This is a genomic window from Aminobacter sp. MDW-2, assembly GCF_014250155.1.
Taxonomy (GTDB): Bacteria; Pseudomonadota; Alphaproteobacteria; order Rhizobiales; family Rhizobiaceae; genus Aminobacter; species Aminobacter ciceronei.
In genome coordinates this window covers 1,708,839-1,726,674 of record NZ_CP060197.1, presented here as the reverse complement: position 1 = coordinate 1,726,674, position 17,836 = coordinate 1,708,839, and the positions used below count along the sequence as shown (strand labels likewise).

The 17,836-nt window shown below is 62.4% G+C and carries 14 protein-coding genes; 5 read left to right on the top strand and 9 right to left on the bottom strand.

The window, feature by feature from the left end; genetic code table 11:
• The 6 genes from H5P29_RS08395 to H5P29_RS08370 all read right to left on the bottom strand — a co-directional run bounded on the left by H5P29_RS08395 (position 1) and on the right by H5P29_RS08370 (position 7,649).
• Positions 1–585, bottom strand: coding sequence for a response regulator transcription factor (locus tag H5P29_RS08395; protein WP_067957063.1), 585 nt, complete (start codon positions 583–585; stop codon positions 1–3).
• The gene (locus tag H5P29_RS32865; RefSeq protein ID WP_154385725.1) at positions 575–2,215 is read right to left on the bottom strand and encodes a sensor histidine kinase; all 1,641 of its coding nucleotides are present in this window, start codon (positions 2,213–2,215) and stop codon (positions 575–577) included. The genes H5P29_RS08395 and H5P29_RS32865 overlap by 11 nt, the downstream gene beginning before the upstream one ends.
• Before the next feature lie 222 nt (positions 2,216–2,437).
• Entirely contained in the window at positions 2,438–4,024 is a 1,587-nt protein-coding gene (locus H5P29_RS08385; protein ID WP_185910306.1) for a FadD3 family acyl-CoA ligase, read from the bottom strand.
• A gap of 90 nt (positions 4,025–4,114) precedes the next feature.
• Positions 4,115–4,714 (bottom strand): LysE family translocator, encoded by a 600-nt coding sequence (locus H5P29_RS08380; RefSeq protein ID WP_154387260.1) that lies wholly within the window; start codon positions 4,712–4,714, stop codon positions 4,115–4,117.
• A gap of 93 nt (positions 4,715–4,807) precedes the next feature.
• Positions 4,808–6,244, bottom strand: coding sequence for an NAD(P)/FAD-dependent oxidoreductase (locus tag H5P29_RS08375; RefSeq protein ID WP_154387259.1), 1,437 nt, complete (start codon positions 6,242–6,244; stop codon positions 4,808–4,810).
• 250 nt (positions 6,245–6,494) lie between these two features.
• Positions 6,495–7,649: an acetyl-CoA C-acetyltransferase gene (locus H5P29_RS08370; protein WP_154387258.1), complete on the bottom strand. Its 1,155-nt coding sequence runs from the start codon at positions 7,647–7,649 to the stop codon at positions 6,495–6,497.
• 111 nt (positions 7,650–7,760) lie between these two features.
• Between H5P29_RS08370 and H5P29_RS08365 the strand changes: the two genes are divergently transcribed.
• Positions 7,761–8,672, top strand: a complete 912-nt coding sequence (locus tag H5P29_RS08365; protein ID WP_154387257.1) for a LysR family transcriptional regulator — start codon at positions 7,761–7,763, stop codon at positions 8,670–8,672.
• A gap of 236 nt (positions 8,673–8,908) precedes the next feature.
• Positions 8,909–9,859 carry an SMP-30/gluconolactonase/LRE family protein gene (locus tag H5P29_RS08360; protein WP_182573741.1) on the top strand — a complete coding sequence of 317 codons (951 nt, stop codon included), beginning with the start codon at positions 8,909–8,911 and terminating at the stop codon, positions 9,857–9,859.
• Positions 9,860–10,234: 375 nt separating this feature from the next.
• On the opposite strand, the gene H5P29_RS08355 is transcribed toward H5P29_RS08360, so the two are convergent.
• On the bottom strand, positions 10,235–11,098 hold the full coding sequence (locus tag H5P29_RS08355) for a DMT family transporter (protein ID WP_067966072.1): 864 nt from the start codon (positions 11,096–11,098) through the stop codon (positions 10,235–10,237).
• Between the two features lie 82 nt (positions 11,099–11,180).
• Here H5P29_RS08355 and H5P29_RS08350 point away from each other — a divergent pair, with 82 nt between their 5' ends.
• Both H5P29_RS08350 and H5P29_RS08345 read left to right on the top strand, forming a co-directional pair.
• Complete coding sequence (locus H5P29_RS08350) at positions 11,181–12,596, top strand: PLP-dependent aminotransferase family protein (RefSeq protein WP_067966070.1); 1,416 nt, start codon at positions 11,181–11,183, stop codon at positions 12,594–12,596.
• Positions 12,597–12,805: 209 nt separating this feature from the next.
• Complete coding sequence (locus tag H5P29_RS08345) at positions 12,806–12,985, top strand: hypothetical protein (RefSeq protein WP_067957040.1); 180 nt, start codon at positions 12,806–12,808, stop codon at positions 12,983–12,985.
• A 635-nt stretch (positions 12,986–13,620) separates the two neighbouring features.
• Here the strand turns inward: H5P29_RS08345 and H5P29_RS08340 are convergent.
• Positions 13,621–15,753, bottom strand: coding sequence for an acetate--CoA ligase family protein (locus H5P29_RS08340; protein WP_154387255.1), 2,133 nt, complete (start codon positions 15,751–15,753; stop codon positions 13,621–13,623).
• A gap of 138 nt (positions 15,754–15,891) precedes the next feature.
• Here H5P29_RS08340 and H5P29_RS08335 point away from each other — a divergent pair, with 138 nt between their 5' ends.
• Positions 15,892–16,788 (top strand): IclR family transcriptional regulator, encoded by an 897-nt coding sequence (locus H5P29_RS08335; protein ID WP_182573739.1) that lies wholly within the window; start codon positions 15,892–15,894, stop codon positions 16,786–16,788.
• On the opposite strand, the gene H5P29_RS08330 is transcribed toward H5P29_RS08335, so the two are convergent.
• Positions 16,751–17,776 carry an ABC transporter substrate-binding protein gene (locus H5P29_RS08330; RefSeq protein ID WP_154387253.1) on the bottom strand — a complete coding sequence of 342 codons (1,026 nt, stop codon included), beginning with the start codon at positions 17,774–17,776 and terminating at the stop codon, positions 16,751–16,753. The genes H5P29_RS08335 and H5P29_RS08330 overlap by 38 nt on opposite strands.
• Positions 17,777–17,836 lie beyond the last annotated feature (60 nt).

Genomic DNA, 17,836 nt, shown 5'->3' with positions numbered 1-17,836 from the left:
CTAAGCGAGAAGCGCCAGCCGCACCTGCTCGGCCACAGCGCTGGTGCCGAGCTTCTCCGCGATCTTCGCCCGGTGCGCGTCGATGGTGCGGGCCGAGACCTCGAGGCTCGCGGCGATTTCCTTGCTCGCCCAGCCTCGCGCCACCATGTCGAGCACCTCGCGCTCGCGCTCTGTAAGCCTGGCCAGAAGCGCCCGGGCTTCGCGCTTCTCCAGCCCAGCGTCTAGGCTGGCAAAAGCCTGCTGCAGCGCATCGACCAGCACCTCGCCGTCGACCGGCTTGGTCAGGAAATCCTGGATGCCCGACTTGAACGCCCGCCGGCAGGCAGCCACGTCGCCATGCCCGGTGATCATGATGGTCGGCCAGTCGATGTCGCGCTCGCGCAGCTTCTGGTGCAATTGCTGGCCCGACACCAGCGGCATGCGCAGATCCACCACCAGCACGCCCGGCCGGCTCTCGTCGACATGTGCCAGGAATGTCTGCGGGTCGCCGAAGGTCTCCGCCGTAATCCCGTAGGTCGAGAGCAGGAACGCCAGCGCCTCGCGCACCGCCTCATCGTCGTCGACCAGATAGACCTTATGCATCATCTCTGCCTTCCGCGCTCGGCGACCCGTTGCCCGCCGCCGCCCGCGCTCCCCTGGCCTCCCCTGCCAGGGGCAATGTCACCGTAAAGCGCGCCCCGCGCGGCGCTCCGTTTTCCGCGGCGATGCGTCCATCCACCCGTTCCACCAGCGACGCGCACAGCGACAGTCCCAGCCCCATGCCGTCGGCCTTGGTGGTGAAGAACGGCGTGAACAGCTTCGGCAGCACCTCGTCAGGGATGCCCGGCCCGTCGTCGCTGACCACAAGCTTCGCCTCGCGCTGCTCCCGCAGGGTGGCAATCCTCACTGTCCCGCCGCGGCCGGTCGCCTCCGCCGCGTTGCGGATCAGATTGTGCAGCACCTGCTCCATCTCGATCGCGTCGACCACCGCCTCCGGGGCCGGCTGCGCGAGTTCCAGAACCAGGGCAACCCCGCGCCGCTCGAGGTCGGTGCAGGTCAGCGCCACAACCTCGGCCACGATGGCGTTCAGGTCCTGCCGCGCCCGTTCAGGCGCCTTGTTGGAGGCATAGTCGCGCATCCGCTTCAGCATCTCGCCGGCACGCTTGGCCTCGCGCACATTAACGTCGAGCGCCTGCGAAATCATCGCCATGTCAGGCCTGTCCGCCTGTGACAGCCGAAGGGCAGCCTGGCTGCGGCTCAGCAGCGCGGTCAGCGGCTGCGTCAGCTCATGCGCGATGCCCGACGCCAGTTCGCCCATGGCGTTGACGCGCGAGGCATGCGCCAGAAGCGTCTCTCGCTCCTGCAACAGCGCCCGCGCCTCGGCCGCCTGCGCCACAAGCTCGGAGCGCTTCACCGCCGCCCTCTGCCCCAGCCCGAAGCTCAGGGCAGCCGCCAGCAGCCCCGCCACCACGGCAAAACCCAGCAGCCGCCCGGGCGGCACCAGGGCTGCCAAGGGCAGCGATCGGTCGAGCGACAGCAACAGCCGCTGCCCCTCGCCGTCGATCACCTTCTCGAAATGCGGCGGCTTTAGCCACGACACGCCGGGGCCGAATGAAGCATCGGCAGGGAGGTCGACCAGGGCAGCATCGTCGAGGCTGATCCGGAGATGCGCAAAGCCTGGTCGCTCTTCCGGCTCCACAAGCCTGGCCGCTTCGATCATCAGCACCACGGCGTGGTCGGACGGCGCCGGCGCGCGCTTGGCCAGGAGATAGCGCCCCGCGCCGGCGGCGTAGACGCTCGCTCTGCCGCGCACCTGCGCGGCAATCTCCGCGGCGAGCGGCGTCAACTCGGGCCCGCCGCCCGCGGGCACATCGACCACCTCGCGCACAAGAACGGCCGAAGTGCCTGCCGGATACGATGCTCCCGAACTGCCGGACGTCGCTGCTCCCTGACTTCCGCCCATCTCGCCACCGGCCGCCGTCTGGGCGTCGAGCGAGACAAGCGACAGCCAGGCGATGCGCGGATAGAAGCGCGAAATGCTCTCCATCACCTGCCGCACGGCGCCGCCGGACGCCGGCTCGGCCCCGCTCGACAGGGCGATCAGCGTGGTCAGATGCGCGTCGTGCTGCGCCACGCGCTGCGAGATCAGTCGGTGCAACGTTCGTGCCGCCACCTCCAGCTCGTCCGCCATGCGCGTCCGCGACGTCTCCACCGATAGAGCGACGAAGACCGCCATGGCTGTGAGCCAGAGCGCGAGGCCAAGGAGGCGGGGATTGGAGAGGGGTGAGGTCACGTCGGGTTGATGCTGGCCAGAAGTCGGCATCACCATAGTCGCGGACCAATCAGAAGGGAACGGCGTGTCTGTTCGACGCAAAGGCCAATTGATGCAGACCTATTGCGCTCAGTCCCGACGGGCGCTGGCACGGCGATCACACGAGACGAGAGAAACGAGGTCCCTTCAGGCACATTTTGTAAGCGTAGCCTCGAGCAGGTCCTTGACGACCTTGCCCTGCGGGCTGGTCGGCAATGAGGATCGGACCTCGACGCTGCGCGGGCACTTGTAGTTGGCCATGTTGGCACGCGACCAGTCGATGATGTCCTTTTCGGTGGCGCTAGTGCCCGGGCGCAGCACGACATAGGCCTTGCCGACCTCGCCGAGACGCTCGTCAGGCACGCCGATGACGGCAACGATGCCGATGGCGGGGTGCTGGCTCAGGATGCGCTCGATCTCGGCCGGATAGCAGTTGAAGCCGCCGGTGATGTACATGTCCTTGAGACGGCCCTCTATGCGCAGGTTGCCATCCGTGTCGAAGCAGCCGATATCGCCTGTGTGCAGCCACCCCTCCGGATCAATGGTCCTGGCAGTGGCTTCCGGATCGTTGAAGTAACCCTTCATGACGATGTAGCCGCGGATCACCACTTCGCCGGGCTTGCCGTCGGGCAGGAAATGGCCGTCGTCGGCCATGATACGCACTTCCACGCCGGGAGCAGCCTTGCCGGCGGTGTTGGCAATCACCTCATCCGGATCGGTCGCCAGGCACATCGTGCCATAGCCGCCGCATTCGGTCAGGCCATAGCCTGTCACCACGCCCGCTATGCCAAGTTCTGTTCGCATCCGATGGACCAGAATAGGCGGAATTGTCGTGCTTCCCGTAACGGCCAGACGCAGGCTGGAGGTGTCGAATTTTGCCAGTCCCGGATGCTGGAGCATGCCCTGGAAGATGGCGGGCGGACCGGGGATGACGCTGATCTTCTCTTCGGCGACGCGCTTGAGAATTTCGCCGGCATCATAGGTGAGATGCGGCAAGAAGACGGCGCCGCGCATAAGTGCCACCATTGCCCCGGCACGATAGCCGAAGACGTGGAAAAGCGGCGGGATGACCAGGATGCGGTCATGCTCGCGGATGCCGACACGCGTCGCCCAGGCGTCGATCGCCCGCAGGCACTGCTGGTGACCGTACATGACGCCCTTGGGATAACCCGTGGTGCCCGAGGTGAACAGCATGTCGCAGAGATCATCGGGACCGACAGTGGCCTCGCGTGCGGCAAGCTCGGCATCGCTGATGCTGTCGCCCGATGCAACGAAGCTCTCCCAGTCGCGATCGCCTTTGCTGCCGTCGCCGATGACGACCACTTCGCGCAGCAGGTCGCGCGTCTCGGCACGGAGCTGGTCAGGGTAATAGGTGCCCAGGAAGTCGCCGACCGAAAACAGCACCGAGGTGCCGCTGCGCTTCACCAGTTCGGCGATTTCCGCGCCCTTGAAGCGGGTGCTGGCGGGAATGAGCACGGCGCCTGCGGTGACGAGGCCAAGGGCTGTGGCGAACCATTTCCAGGTGTTGGGCGCCCAGACCATGATGCGGTCGCCCTTCTCGACACCGGCTGCGATCATCGCCTTGGCGACGCGCTTGCGCATCGTGTCGAGCTCGACGAAGTTCAGCACGACGCCATTGTCTTCAACTGCCGTGCGTGTGCCATAGAGCTCGGCGGCGCGCGCGCAGAGGGCAGGAATGGTGGTGAACTTCCAGTCGGCGTCTTCTGAGATCATCTGATTGCCTTGGGTACGATGAAGGTCGTCGTTGGCCCCACGCGGGGCGAACGAGTCTGGTTGGAAATTGTCGTGAGGATCGATGGGCTGCTAGAGCTCGAAGGCCCGCAGAAGGGTCGTCACGACAAGCGAAGTGGCGAAAAACACCAGCACGGCCGCCCCCAAACGGGCGAAAAGCCGAGACGAGGCAAAATGCCGGAAGCGTCGGGCGATCCCTGCACCGATCAGGGTCCAGATGGACCCGATGGTCAGGATCAGCAGCGACAGGTACGCCAGATATGGCAGCGCGGCCGGAACATCGCCTTCACGCAGGTGTGGAACGATGGTGAGTGCAAACAGCAGCGCCTTGGGATTGCAAAGCGTTACGATGAAGATGTCGAGGGCTCGTGAGCCGCGACGGCTCTGACGCGCCATATCCCAGCTCCAAAGCTTGCGCGCCGACACAAGCAGTGCAGCCGCAGCGATTATTGCGGCAAACGATGCGGCCGAATGAACGAAGCCGGTGGCGAGCGACAGGCCGAGCGACCAGCCAAGGATGGCGCAGAGGTATCCGACCAGCTCTGCAGGCAAAAGCCTGAGCGCAGATTTCCAGCCGAGCAGCGCACCGTTGCTTGCAATCAGCGTGTTGGTCGGTCCTGGAACGAAAAGCAACGTTATCGTAGCGGCCGAAAATGCGAGCCAATTCTCCATCGCAAGACCTCATAGCATCGCCAGATCCTGGTCGCCTCGGCGCCCAGGACAGATGTCGGGGAAAGGGCCGGGCTGTTGCCCGGCCCTGGCTCTTTAGGCTGCGGTCTGAGCCAGCATGATCTCTGGCTGCGTCACCACATAAAGGCCGTCGATCGCCGCGTTGGCCTGCAGGAACTGCAGTCCGTTGAGAGCATCCATGAACTGCATGTTCTCGCGCTTGGTCTCGTCGCCGATCTGGCCCGTTCCGCGGCGCATGTCGACACCTTGCCTCAGCTTTTCGGCAACCTGCTTGGCAACGATTTCGCCGTAGCGGCCATCACTGACCTCGGTGTAGTCGGCGCCGCCAGACACGATGCTGACGAACGCCTTCTTCATGTCGCGGTCCGAATAGTCCTTGGAGGTCAGCCGCTGCGCTTCCCAGAAGTAGCCTGCCTGTCCTCTGTTGAGGTCATAGAAGGAGGAAACCATCATCAGGAACCTGAGATAGGCCTGCCGGTAGCTGGTCTCGAAGAAATTGACCGCCCGCGCCTCGTCGACATGGCCTTTCAGGATGCTCGCAATCGACGCGGCGGCAACAAGGCTCGAGACCATCGCAAGGTGTACGCCGCTCGAGAGCAGCGGGTCGAGAAAGCACGCGGCATCGCCGCACATGAAGTAGCCCGGCCCCGAGAAGCGCTCCGACGTGTAGGAATAATCCGTTTCCATCTTGATGTCGGTGCGCTTGGCATCCTTCAGGATGATGCGCGCCTCCTCATTGTCGGCAAGCAACCGGTCATAGACCTGTTCGGCGCTATGCCCGGCATCGCGTTCCTTGCGCAGCTGATCGCGGGTGATCACCGTACCGACGCTGACCGTGCCGTCGTTGAGCGGAATGAACCAGATCCAGCCGGCCTCCACCGAGATGATACGGGTCGAGCCGGCGGGCAGATCGTCGTAAAAGAGGTCGGTCCCGGACCAGTAGGACCAGATGGCGACGTTCTTGAAGACGTTGTGGAAATGCCGGTCCTTCGCATATTCGTTGGCGATCACGCCGCTGCGGCCGGAGCAGTCGACCAGGTACTTGAAGCTGATGTTGCCTCTCGTCTCTGAGGTTCGGTCGAGGTAGCTCGCCGAGACCGCCCGGCCATTGTCGAACTCGACCTTGCTGACCTTGACGTTCTGGTGAACGCTCGCGCCATTTTCCGCAGCGTGGTCGAGCAGCAGCTTGTCGAACTCCGAGCGCTTGACCTGGTAGGAGTGGTTCGGTGCGCCCTCGATCTCGTCGAAGCGGAACGACCACTTTTCGTTACCCCAGTTGAAGTAGCCGCCAGGCTTCTCGACGAAGCCATGCTTCTTCATCTTTTCCCCGGCGCCGATCGCGTCGAGCATCGGCATCAGCGAGGCAAGAAGCGACTCGCCGATGTGATATCTCGGGAACACGTCGCGTTCCAGAACAGTGGTCTTGATCCCTTGCCGGGCAAGGATGGTTGCGACAGTGGAACCGGCCGGTCCGCCGCCGATGACAAGTACGTCCGTGGTATTCGATATCATCAAGGTCTCCTAATTGATTGACGAGGCCAGATGTGGATGTGGGCGAGTAGGCAAGTCTCCAATCGGGACTCGGAATATGCGGGGCGCCCTCGACGACAATATTTTACGAAATCTACCTATAAATCGTCTATTTGGACGATATATTTTGCTTTACTTAAGTAGTTATAAGAAACAAAAAAATACATCTCCGACAAAACCTGGTCGGATCACTCATGTTGTTCGTGCTGGAGTGATGTTTTATTGATTCTGCCTAGTTCATCCTCTCAATGATGGTGACGTTTGCCTGCCCTCCGCCCTCGCACATGGTCTGCAGGGCGAACTTGCCGTTGCGTCGTTCCAACTCGAACAACATCGAAGTCATGATGCGCGCCCCGGTGGCACCGAGCGGATGACCGAGCGCGATCGCGCCGCCATTGACGTTCATCTTTTCGTGCGGCACTTCGAGCTCGCGCATCCAGGCCATGGGGATGGAAGCGAAAGCCTCGTTGCATTCGAACAGGTCGAAGTCGTCGATCCGCATACCCGTCTTGGCCAGCGCATGCCGGGTGGCCGGGATAGGGGCGGTCAGCATCCAGACAGGATCGGCAGCGCGGACCGAGATGTGGTGGATTCGTGCGCGCGGTTTGAGCCGGTGGTCCTTCACGGCCTGTTCGGACGCAATCAGTATGGCAGCGGCAGCGTCGGTGTTCTGGCTGGCGACACCAGCATGGACCCGGCCGCCGGCGCGCAGTGGAGCCAGGGCAGCCATCTTAGCGAGGCTGGTATCACGGCGTGGCGCCTCGTCGACGGAAAAGCTGCCGATGGGAACGATTTCGGATTGGAAGAGTCCCCGATCGATGGCATCGATGGCGCGCCTGTGGCTTTCAAGCGCAAATCGTTCCATGTCTTCGCGGCTGCAGCTCCACCTCTGAGCGATCATGTCGGCGGCCCTGAACTGGCTGACTTCCTGCTGACCGTAGCGTGCCTGCCAGCCCGGCGAGCTGCTGAACGGGTCGTCGAAACCGAACTGCGTGCCGACCGACATGGCCGCCCCCATCGGAATGAGGTTGAGGTTCTGCACGCCGCCGGCAACGACAAGATCCTGGGTTCCGCTCATGACGGCCTGGGCGGCGAAGTGGATTGCCTGCTGCGACGATCCGCATTGCCTGTCGATTGTCACCCCCGGCACATGTTCGGGGAGGCCGGCCACCAGAGCGCAGGTTCGAGCAATGTCGCCGGCCTGCGGACCGATGGTTTCCGTACAGCCGAAGATGACGTCGTCGATGCCTGCCGGATCTATGTCGCTGCGCTTGACCAGTTCCCTGATCGGATGGGCGCCAAGATCGGCTGAGTGAATGCTGGCGAGAGCACCCTTCTTGCGCCCAACGGGCGTGCGCACGGCATCGATGATGTAGGCTTCAGGCATCGGAAAAGGCTCAGCGATTTCAACTGTCCCGGAGGCTAGCGCGAGAACCGATCCTCCACTATTCCTATAATGGTCATATGACTTCAACGGTTTCTGAATAACGAGCGGTATATGGATCTCAGACTTCTCGAGTGCTTCTTGCGTGTCGCCGAATTCGGCAGCATGAACCGTGCGGCTGCCGATCTGAACCTGTCCCAACCCTCGCTTTCCCGAAAGATTGCCCTTCTCGAGGGCGAAATCGGAGCCTCGCTGTTCCGCCGGGACACGACAGGAACCAAGCTGACCGAGGCCGGCTTGCTGCTCGCCGGACGTGCGCCGCAGCTTTTGCGCGAGGCCGTCCTGATCAAGGAGGAGATCGCCCAGGAAAGCTCGACGTCCGTGTCGCTGGCGTTGCCCTCTTCGCTGAACCGCCTGCTGGCCATCCCCTTTCTGGAGAAGGTCGTCCGCGAACATCCGCATTACACGTTGCGTGTCAGCGAAATCGTCTCCAACGCACTCGAGGTGTGGATGCAGCGGCGGACCCTCGACGTTGCCATCACTGCGCTGCAGCCGCGAACGCAGCGTTTCAGCCTGACGCCGCTTGTTCGCGAGCCGATGATGCTTCTCGGAACCGAAAGCGCGGAACTGGGCGTCGAAGGGATGGTGTCGGCCGACTTCGTGGTGCAGCACAAGCTGGTGCTGCCTGAGTCCGGCAATCCGATACGGCGATATCTCGAGCAGAAGCTCGGAACCGGAAATCTCTCGATCAACACTGTTGTCGAAGTCGAGTCGGTTGCCATGTGCTACGAGCTTGCGCGCGCCGGCGTCGGCTACACCATGCTGCCCTATTCGTCCATTTACGAACACAAGCGCGACGACAAGGTTTCGATGGCGGTGATCCAGGGCTTCGATGTCACCTGGGCACTCGCGGTCAACCGATATCGCGTGCATTCCGCCGCCGTCAGCCAGGTGGCCGAGGACCTGCTTGTTTTTGCCCGGGGGCGCGCGGCCGATCCCGCCTGGAAGTTCGCAACGGCGATCTGAGGACGCCCACCGAAACAGCTGCCGGGCAGTCGTGACGAAGCAAATATTCATGCGCTTCGGAACAAGGCGGAGCTGCGAAAGCACGTCAGAACATTAGTCCGAACAGACGATGCAGAGCATTTGAACGCGGCCACCCTTTATTGGGCGAGGACCTATCATCTACAAAATGGGAGAGAGAAATGTTGCGTCGTGGCGCACTTCTGACATTTTTTGCATCGTCTCTTGCATCACAGACAATGGCAGCAGATTGGCGAATTCTTGCACAGTTCAACGATGCGCCCGAAGGGCTCGTCGGCGACACCAACGGCAATTTCTATGTCAGCCTGTTTCATTCCGCGCTGGTCATGAAGGTCGCAACCGACGGCACCTCGACCAAGATCGCCGATCTGAGGACGGTGATCGGAGATGCCAAAGGAAGCACCGTCGGCATCGACTGGGACGGCAAAGATCACCTCTACGTCGCCTTTTCCGAATACTCCAAACGCTTTCCGTGGCCTGCCAAGGCCGATTTGGCGGTCGAGGGGTGCGGCGATGCAACGGTCACCAAGTCCGGCCTGTACCAGGTCACGATCTCGACGGGCAAGGTCGAGCCGGTGGTGACACGGGCCGACGGATATCCGTTCTGCTTCCCCGACGACCCGGTCATAGCATCGGACGGCAAGATCTACTTGTCAGATCTCAGCCTCCAGGCCATCTGGAAAATAGACCCCGAGCAGAAATCAGCTGAGTTGTGGTCGAAGGACCCACTGTTCAGTCCGGGAGACCGCTCTCTCAGCGGCTATCCGGTGGGCGTCAATGGCATAGCGCTGGCGCCGGACGGCAAGTCGCTCTACGGCGTGACAGGCGGCATCCCGCTGCTGGTCAAGGTGCCTATCCAGGATGACGGCAGTGCCGGAAAGGCTGAAATGCTCGCCTTCGGCTACGACAACATGGATGGCCTGGAGGTCGACAAGGACGGCAATTTCTACCTGACTGAGACCACGCGCAGCGAAGTCTGGAAGGTCAGTGCCGACGCCAAGAAGCGGCAGCAGCTGGGCAACCCGCTCCAGGCGCCTCTCGGGGCACCCGCAAGCATCGCCTTCGGCAATGGCGACATCTGCGTGACCAACCTGAATTTCTTCAAGCATCTGCCTGAAAGCCAGGCAAACTCCATAGCCTGCACGAAGCTGGATAAGCCGCTCTGGTAGTCAGAGCATGACAAGCGCACTCCAGCGGGGCTGGCGCCCCCTGGCTGCGCGGGCATCGCAATTGCACCTGCAGCCGTTCCGTTGATCCGCCAGGCAGCATCGACGGGCTGGACGCAGCCTTGACTAACTTGGGCCAAGCCCGTTCGCCTCGGCCCCCGCCTGCCGACAGCGCGGTGCGAGTTCGCCTCGTATGCGTTGTCGGCTCTTTTCGCAGTGTTGATGGATACAACGGCGGTATCGCTGGTCGGAATGGGGTTGGCCTTGATCAACAGCGCCACTGCGCGGCCACCATGGGGCCGACTGCGGTATGCCCTACGATGAACGCCCGGCAGAGCAGCCTCCTTGCAGCGGCTGGCGCACACATCCAACTCTTCCTCATTTGCCGAATCTGCGCGCCCCGAAGACGCAGCAGATGACAGCGACGGTGACGACCAACATCACGGGGGTCACGGGCTCGCGGAGCAATGTGGCGGCAAGCACGAGGCCAAAGAATGGCTGCAGGAGCTGAAGTTGTCCGACCGAGGCGATGCCGCCAAGCGCAAGGCCGCGATACCAGAAGACGAAGCCGATGAGCATGCTGAACAGGGAAACGTAGGCCAGGCTTGTCCATGCCGGAATCGTCACGTTCTCAAATGTGGCAGGCCAATAGATCGCCGTGAGCATCAGCATCACCGGAAGGGATATCACCAGCGCCCAGCAGATGACCTGCCATCCACCGAGCTTGCGCGAGAGCGTCGCCCCTTCGGCGTAACCGAGCCCGCAAGCGATGATCGCGGCCAGCATGAGCGCGTCGCCGACAGGCGAGGCAGACAGCCCCTGGCTAATCGCAAACCCGGCGACCAATGCGCTTCCGAGAACCGAGAAGAGCCAGAAGATCGGCTTGGGTCGCTCATTGCCGCGGATCACGGCGAAGATCGCAGTGCAGAGCGGAAGGAGGCCGATGAACACGATCGAGTGGGCCGACGTGACATGCTGAAGGGCAAAAGCCGTCAAAAGCGGAAAACCAACCACCACGCCGAGGGCAACGACCACCAGGGAAACAAGATCGCGACGTTCCGGGCGGCGCTCCCTGAAGGCGGCTAGTAAGACAACTCCGAGAATGCCGGCAATTGCCGCACGAGCAACCGTCAGAAAAACCGGATCAAGAGACTGCACGGCAACGCGCGTGGCGGGCAGTGACCCGCTGAAGATGATCACACCTATCAATCCGTACAACCAACCGCTTGTCGACCGTTCCATGGCACCCCCTTTGTCCATGGACCTATGCAGGCAGCCGCTTGCAACCGCCAGATACGGTAAGGTACAGTTTGACATTACTGTTATGGCCACAAAGGCAATACAGATGGACACAACCCGTATCGAAATGGTGATGGAGCAGATCAGGCGTCGAATCGCCGGACGCAGCCTCTTGCCAGGCAGCAAGCTTCCGTCCGTACGGGCACACGCCAAGACGTCAGGCGTCTCGGTTTCGACAGTCGTAGAAGCCTATGACCGCCTCGTTGCCGAGGGGGTGGTGCTATCCCGTCCTGGTTCCGGTTTCTACGTGGCGACACAGACCGCCCCACTGTTGCTGTCCGAGGTTGGTCCGAAGCTCGACCGAGCTATCGATCCGTTCTGGGTGTCCCGCCAATCGCTGGAAGCCACCGACAATACCGAGAAGCCGGGCTGCGGGTGGCTGCCCCCTGACTGGCTTCCCGAGGCTGGCCTCCGGCGCGGTCTACGCGCACTTTCCAGGGCTTCGGGGATTGCCCTGGCCGAATATGGATCGCCATTGGGCTTGCCACCCCTTCGGCAATTGATCACCCGGCGAATGGCAGAGAAGGGCATTGAGGCGCCACCGGACCAGGTCATCCTGACCGAAAGCGGCACCCAGGCCATCGACCTTCTCTGTCGCTATCTCATCGACCCTGGCGATACCGTGCTTCTCGACGATCCCTGCTACTTCAACTTCCAGGCGCTGTTGAGAGCGCACCGGGTTCAGGTCGTCAGCGTTCCCTACACCCCAAATGGGCCCGATATCGAGGTGTTCGCGTCCGTGCTCGCAGAGCATCGGCCACGCCTCTACATCACGAACTCGGCGGTCCATAATCCGACGGGAGCGACGCTTTCTCCTGTTATCGCCCATCGTGTCCTGATGCTGGCCGAACAGCATGGTCTGACAATCGTCGAGGACGACATATTCGCCGACTTTGAGCACGTGCCCGGACCGCGGCTCGCCGCGTTCGACGGCTTGAACCGAGTCATCCACATCGGCAGCTTCTCGAAAACCCTCTCTGCTTCAGCCCGATGCGGGTTCATTGCCGCGAAAAAGGATTGGATAGACGGGATCGTCGACCTGAAAATTGCGACAACATTCGGCGGCGGGCGTCTCAACGCGGAGCTCGTCCTCAGCGTGCTCAGTGACGGTGGCCATCGTAAGTATCTCGAGGGACTGCGGATGCGCCTTGCTCGAGCACGCCACGAAGTCGGAGCGAAGTTGCGGGAGATAGGCATCGTGCCCTTGCTGGAACCGCAGGCGGGGATGTTTCTCTGGTGTAGAGTTCCTGGTCCTCGATCGTCGGCACAAGTGGCAAGGGCAGCACTTGTCGATGGTGTCGTCCTGGCGCCCGGGAACGCTTTCAGCCCTGCCCAGACGGCAGGAGACCTGATGAGGTTCAACGTCTCACAAATCGGCAACAGCAGGGTTTTCGAGACGATACAGCGGTCGCTATCCCAATCTTGTTCGGGGGATCGCTAGATCACGCAAGTCTCTTTCGTACTTATGTTGCTCCGCACCCCGGCTGCGATTGCTGGATGCTTGCAGGACAAGAGGACTTCGCATCGGAATGATCAGATTGGGCCGGGAGGGGACTGGAAGCTTCCATTCGAAGACCAAGCGTTAGCTGTCGTTTGAGGGCTCTGTTTGACCAACGGGAGTGCGGGTGCAAGCGCGGGAAGAAGCGATAATTGCGCCTTCTGGCGCCACGCACGCCCTCCGGCCCACTCGGCTCAGGCCAGGAGCAGTTCAGCGCTTCTGTCGGCATTGCCTGCTTTGGCGGTAACGCGGCGAGCAAGAGTGTCACCGGCAACAAGGAACTGCCCTTGCTCGACGTGGCCAGCAACAGGACGTTCCTGATCACCGACTAACGAAAACGCTCCAAGCTCTTCGGGCTCAGGCTCCTCGGCAACGCTACCTCTCGCGCTGAAGCGAAAGTAGCGCCACACGATGCGCGGATAAGACTGTGGGATGCTAGCCATCAACGGCGCACATCCCTTTCAGCCATAGACTCGGCCCCGCTCGACAGCGCGATCAGCGTGGTCAGACAGGGCTGCGCCGCACGCTGCGAGATCAGGTCGGTGCAGCGTCCGCCCCGTCACCTCTCCATCGACACGACGACGAAGGCCATAAGTGCGGCGAGCCAATGCGCGAGGCCGAAGAGGCAGGGATGGAGGGGTGTCGGCATGGGCATAAGTCGGCACCACCATGGTTACGCGATAAGCAGAAGGGAACGGCGCGTCTGTCAACGAAAAGGTTACCTTATCAAGCGATGGCGCGATGCCCTGCTTGGCGCTAATACCAGTCGGTCCGGTTGCGGCGAGTTGGGGCGCAATGCTGGCACATCAGGTAGCCGGCAGGGGCTCACTTGACCGTCGATCACCGGCGTGGGGGTCAACACGAGGCTCGCGGTCGGTCGCCCGATCGCATTTGAAGACCTCCTACCCTTGTTGGATGCGCATCCCAATTCTCCCTTCAAACGCCGCAGAATTGCGCCATCGTGCGGCTATGTCGATGAGTTGGCCGCGACGACAAGCGCATCGACAGCCACAGCCCGGTCCGGCAGCACGATAACCGGATTCAGGTCAAGCTCGGCTATCGCGGAACCGGCGGCCAGCCCCAGTTGCGCCAGCTTGAAAACCAGATCGACAAGGGCTTCCTTGTCCGAGGGTTCCGCGCTGCGGGCGCCATCGAGCAAAGGGGAGAGCCTCAGGCTGGCGATCATGTCGCTGATATCGTCCTTGTCGACAGGCAACGGTCGCGTAGCCGCATCCTTCAGGATTTCGGCATAGATGCCCCCGGCGCCGACGGTGATGGTTGGGCCAAGATCGCGATCCTGCGTCAGTCCGACGATCATCTCGACGCCGGTGCCGATCAGTTCCTGCATCAGCACACCCTCGATCCGAGCCGCCGGAAAATGGGTCTTCGCCTTTGCCACCAGGCTCTCGTAAGTGCTTGCGGCAGTCACAGCGTCACCGATGTCGAGCAGCACCAAACCCGCATCTGACTTATGGGCGATGTCGGGCGAAGCCAGCTTCATGACGACGCGCCCTCCCCAGGCCGCGAACGCTTCTGCTGCCTCGGAGGACGAGGTAACCAGGCGCTCGCCAGCACGGCAGATGCCTGAGCCGTCGAGCAATGCGGCCACCTGTCCGCTGTCGAGAATTCCATCCTGCTTCAGCGCGCCTTGCTGGCTGGCCGACAATGCTGCTGCATCCCAGGAGCGGCTGCGGAACGCCGCCTTTGCGGCCTCGTAGTCAGCGTGCGCGCGCATGGCGCGGAAGCATTTGCGGAATGAGCGGAAGATCGGCACGCCTGACTTGACCAGGTCGCGATAGCCGGGACTGTCGGTCAGCACCGACCCCCACACCGCGACCACAGGCTTGGGCGAACGTGGTGCGAAAGCCAGCACGTCGGCGGCAAAGCTGTCGGACAGCAGGCCAAGGGCCGCCGTCAGCCCGACCACGATGACATCGACGTTTGCGTCGGCGGCAATGGCTTCAAGCACCTCGATACGCTGCTGCTGCGGGGCAGCGATGACAAAGCCGCCGCCATTGTCGATCGGATTGGAGACGGTGACGTAGTTGGGCAGGTAGGCGTAGAGCTTTTCGATCGTCGCCTGCGACAGATCGGGAAAGCTCACGCCATAGCTGTCGGCCAGCTCGGCCATCAGCGTCGTCGAGCCTCCCGAAACCGAGTAGAGCGCACAGTTCGGGCCGGTGCCCGCCGGCAGCTTGGCGAGCAGGTTGGCCGTCTCGAGCAACTCGTCGAGATCGCGGACTCGGATCACCCCATACTGCCGGAACAAGCCGTTGATGACCGCATCCGCTCCAGCGAGGTGGCCTGTATGCGACGCGGCCATGCGCGCACCACGCTCGGTCGATCCCATCTTGAGCATGACCACTGGCTTCTTCATTGCATTGGCAGCCTCAAGCGCCAGCCTGAGCTTAGCGATCGACTTGAAGCCTTCGACATAGGCTGCGATGACGGACGTCTGCGGATCATGGGCAAAGTAGTTGATGAAGTCGGCAACCTCGAGATCGACCTCGTTGCCCACCGTCACCCAACGCCGGAAGGCAGCACCCATGGCGATGCCCTCGACGATGGGCCGGCCGTTGAAGCCGCTCTGGGTGACCAACCCGACGAGGCCGCCGCGATGATGCTCCGGCACGGGAAACTGCTCGAATGTGTTGTCGTTGGTGTTCGGCCCGATGACACGCACGCCATGTTCACGTGCGACCTCGGCGACCTTGGCCTCGAGCGCGGCACCCTCGGCACCCACTTCTGAAAAACCGGAGCTGAAGACGATGACATCGCGCACGCCGCGACGACCGCAATCGGCGATTACCTGCGGAACGATCGCCGGCGCCACCTTGACCACGGCGAGGTCGATATGATCAGGCACCTCCGCCATCGACGTGAAGACAGGCACACCACCGGCCTCACCGCCGCGCGGATTGACGTAGCAAAACCGCACGTCATCGCCGAAGCGGCGAAACCAGCTATGCGCTTGCGGCGACGCGTCGACACGGCCGACATAGGCAATGCCGCTCTTCTTGCGAAACATGCGCTGGAGATCGACCAGGCTGCGGTCGAGTTCTTCGCGGGCGTGCTGGATTGCCTTTGGGATGGTCTGCATGATGTCGGGTCTTTCGGTTTGTCGGATTTCCGGGCGATTGGCCTAGGCCAAATGGCCGAATTCAGCTTCTCGGCAAGGTGCCAAACTGGCGGCGAAACGCTCTGTGCCGGCACGCCGGCGCAAGGAGAGGAGAGCGCCATGGGAACCGCGGCCAACACGGCGAGACGGGCGGAGTTGGGATTCGAGGAGCCCAACGAATTGCTGCGGGGCGTCACCAATGACCGCTCTGGCGGCGTGGTGAAATCCAGCCTGCGCGTGCTGTCCGTGCTCGAATACTTCCAGGCCAATCCGCGGCCGGCGCGTACGACCGAGATCAGCCGTGCGCTTGCCATTCCCAATTCCAGCGCCGACGACATTCTGAAGACGCTGGTGCGCACCGGCTACCTCGCCTTCGACCCGCGTCAGAAGGTTTACCTGCCTTCCTACCGGATCGTCACTCTGGCCCGGCGCATCGAAGGTTCCTTCTTCGGCGGCACGGCAGTCTCCGACCTGATGGACGAAGTGCATCGCCACACCGGCCTGACGGTATGGCTGTGCATGCAGAACGATCGCTGGGTCCAGTGCTCGGCGATCATCGCCGGCTCTGACTTTCACGCCGGCGTCCATGTCGAAGGCTTCACCGACTACGACTGGTCGACAGCGGCCGGCATGGCGCTTTTGTCTGGCAAGCCGCAGGAGGTGGTGGTGGAGATTGCCAAGCGCATGTTTCGCACCGAACCGCCGGCAAGGCGCGTGGCCAGTGTGGCCACGTTGCTCGACAAGGTCAGATCGGTTCGCAAACAAGGCTATGCCACCTCCCGCGGCTTCTCGGCGGAAGGGGCTACCGCAGTGGCTGCACCCTTCCAGTCGAAGTTCATGCGTGTTCCGGTCGCCGTCGGGCTCGTCAGTGCCGATCCCGAGGAAAGTCCCGCCACGGCGGCCTTGGGATCCGCCCTCCGGCAGATAGCTTCCCGGCATCAACGCCTTGCGGAATTGCACCGGGCCAATGACGACCTGCCTATTTCGCCGGAATGGGAATTCCCGCGGCAGCAATGAAGCCTTGGTCGACGACACGGTCTTCCGGCACCAATTCGGTGTAGGACAGCACCTCGGGAATGAGCGCGTAGGTCTTCTGCAGGCGCGCGGCGAGATCGGCCGGCATGTACAGATTGGGATCGAAGGTCAGCGATACGCCCTTCTTCAGCGTCTCCTCGGGCAGTTGCAGTTCCTCGAGCATGATCTTCATGACCGCGGGATTGGCGTGGTAGTCGCCCTGCAGGTAGGTGCGCGTCGTGCGCACCAGTGCCCGCATCACCGCCTCGCCCACGTCGCGCCGCTCCTTGAGCAGGCGCGGACCGAAGCTCCACGAGCCTGCTGACATCTCAGGCCCCTGGACGAAGGCCAAAGACACTTTGGATTCGTCGGCCTTCTGCCAGATGGAATCGATCAGGTAGCCAAAATTGACGGCACCGTTTTCCAGGGCCACGAGAATGTCGGCAGAAGCCATGGTCTGGAATTTCACGTCCTTGAGCGACAGGCCGACCTTTTCCAGCTCTGTCTGCAGGAAGTAGGAGGCCGTCGAGCCGAGGCCGATGGCGCTGGCAACCGTCTGATCCTTGAACAGGTCGACGGTGAATTTGCGGCCGTTGAGAAAGGCATTATTGGCCCAGATGCCCTGTTTCGAGCCGGGCGACTGGACGAAGAGCGGCGCCACGACACGAATGTCTGCGCCACTGGCAATGGCGTTGAAGATGGCCGCACTCGGCTGGCCGCCGAGCACGTCTGCGCGCCCCGTGGACAGGAGCACGATGCCGTCGCTCGACTTGGCGAAGGTGTATTCGATGTCGATGTTCTCCTTGTCGAACTCCCCCATCCGGTCGGCAAGCAGCATCGGTATGTAGGCCTCGACCTTGGCGGTCATGGCGACGATCACCTTCTCACGCTGCGGTAGTGGCTTCGGCGCGTCGGAGCCTTCGGCACGGGCGCCGAAGCTTGCCCCGATCACGGCGGCGGCGAGTGCCAGTTTCTTCCATAGAGATTTCATTGCTTCCTCCCTGTTGCTTCTTTTCGCCGCCGGTCCTCCACCGGTCGGCAACCTCCTGGA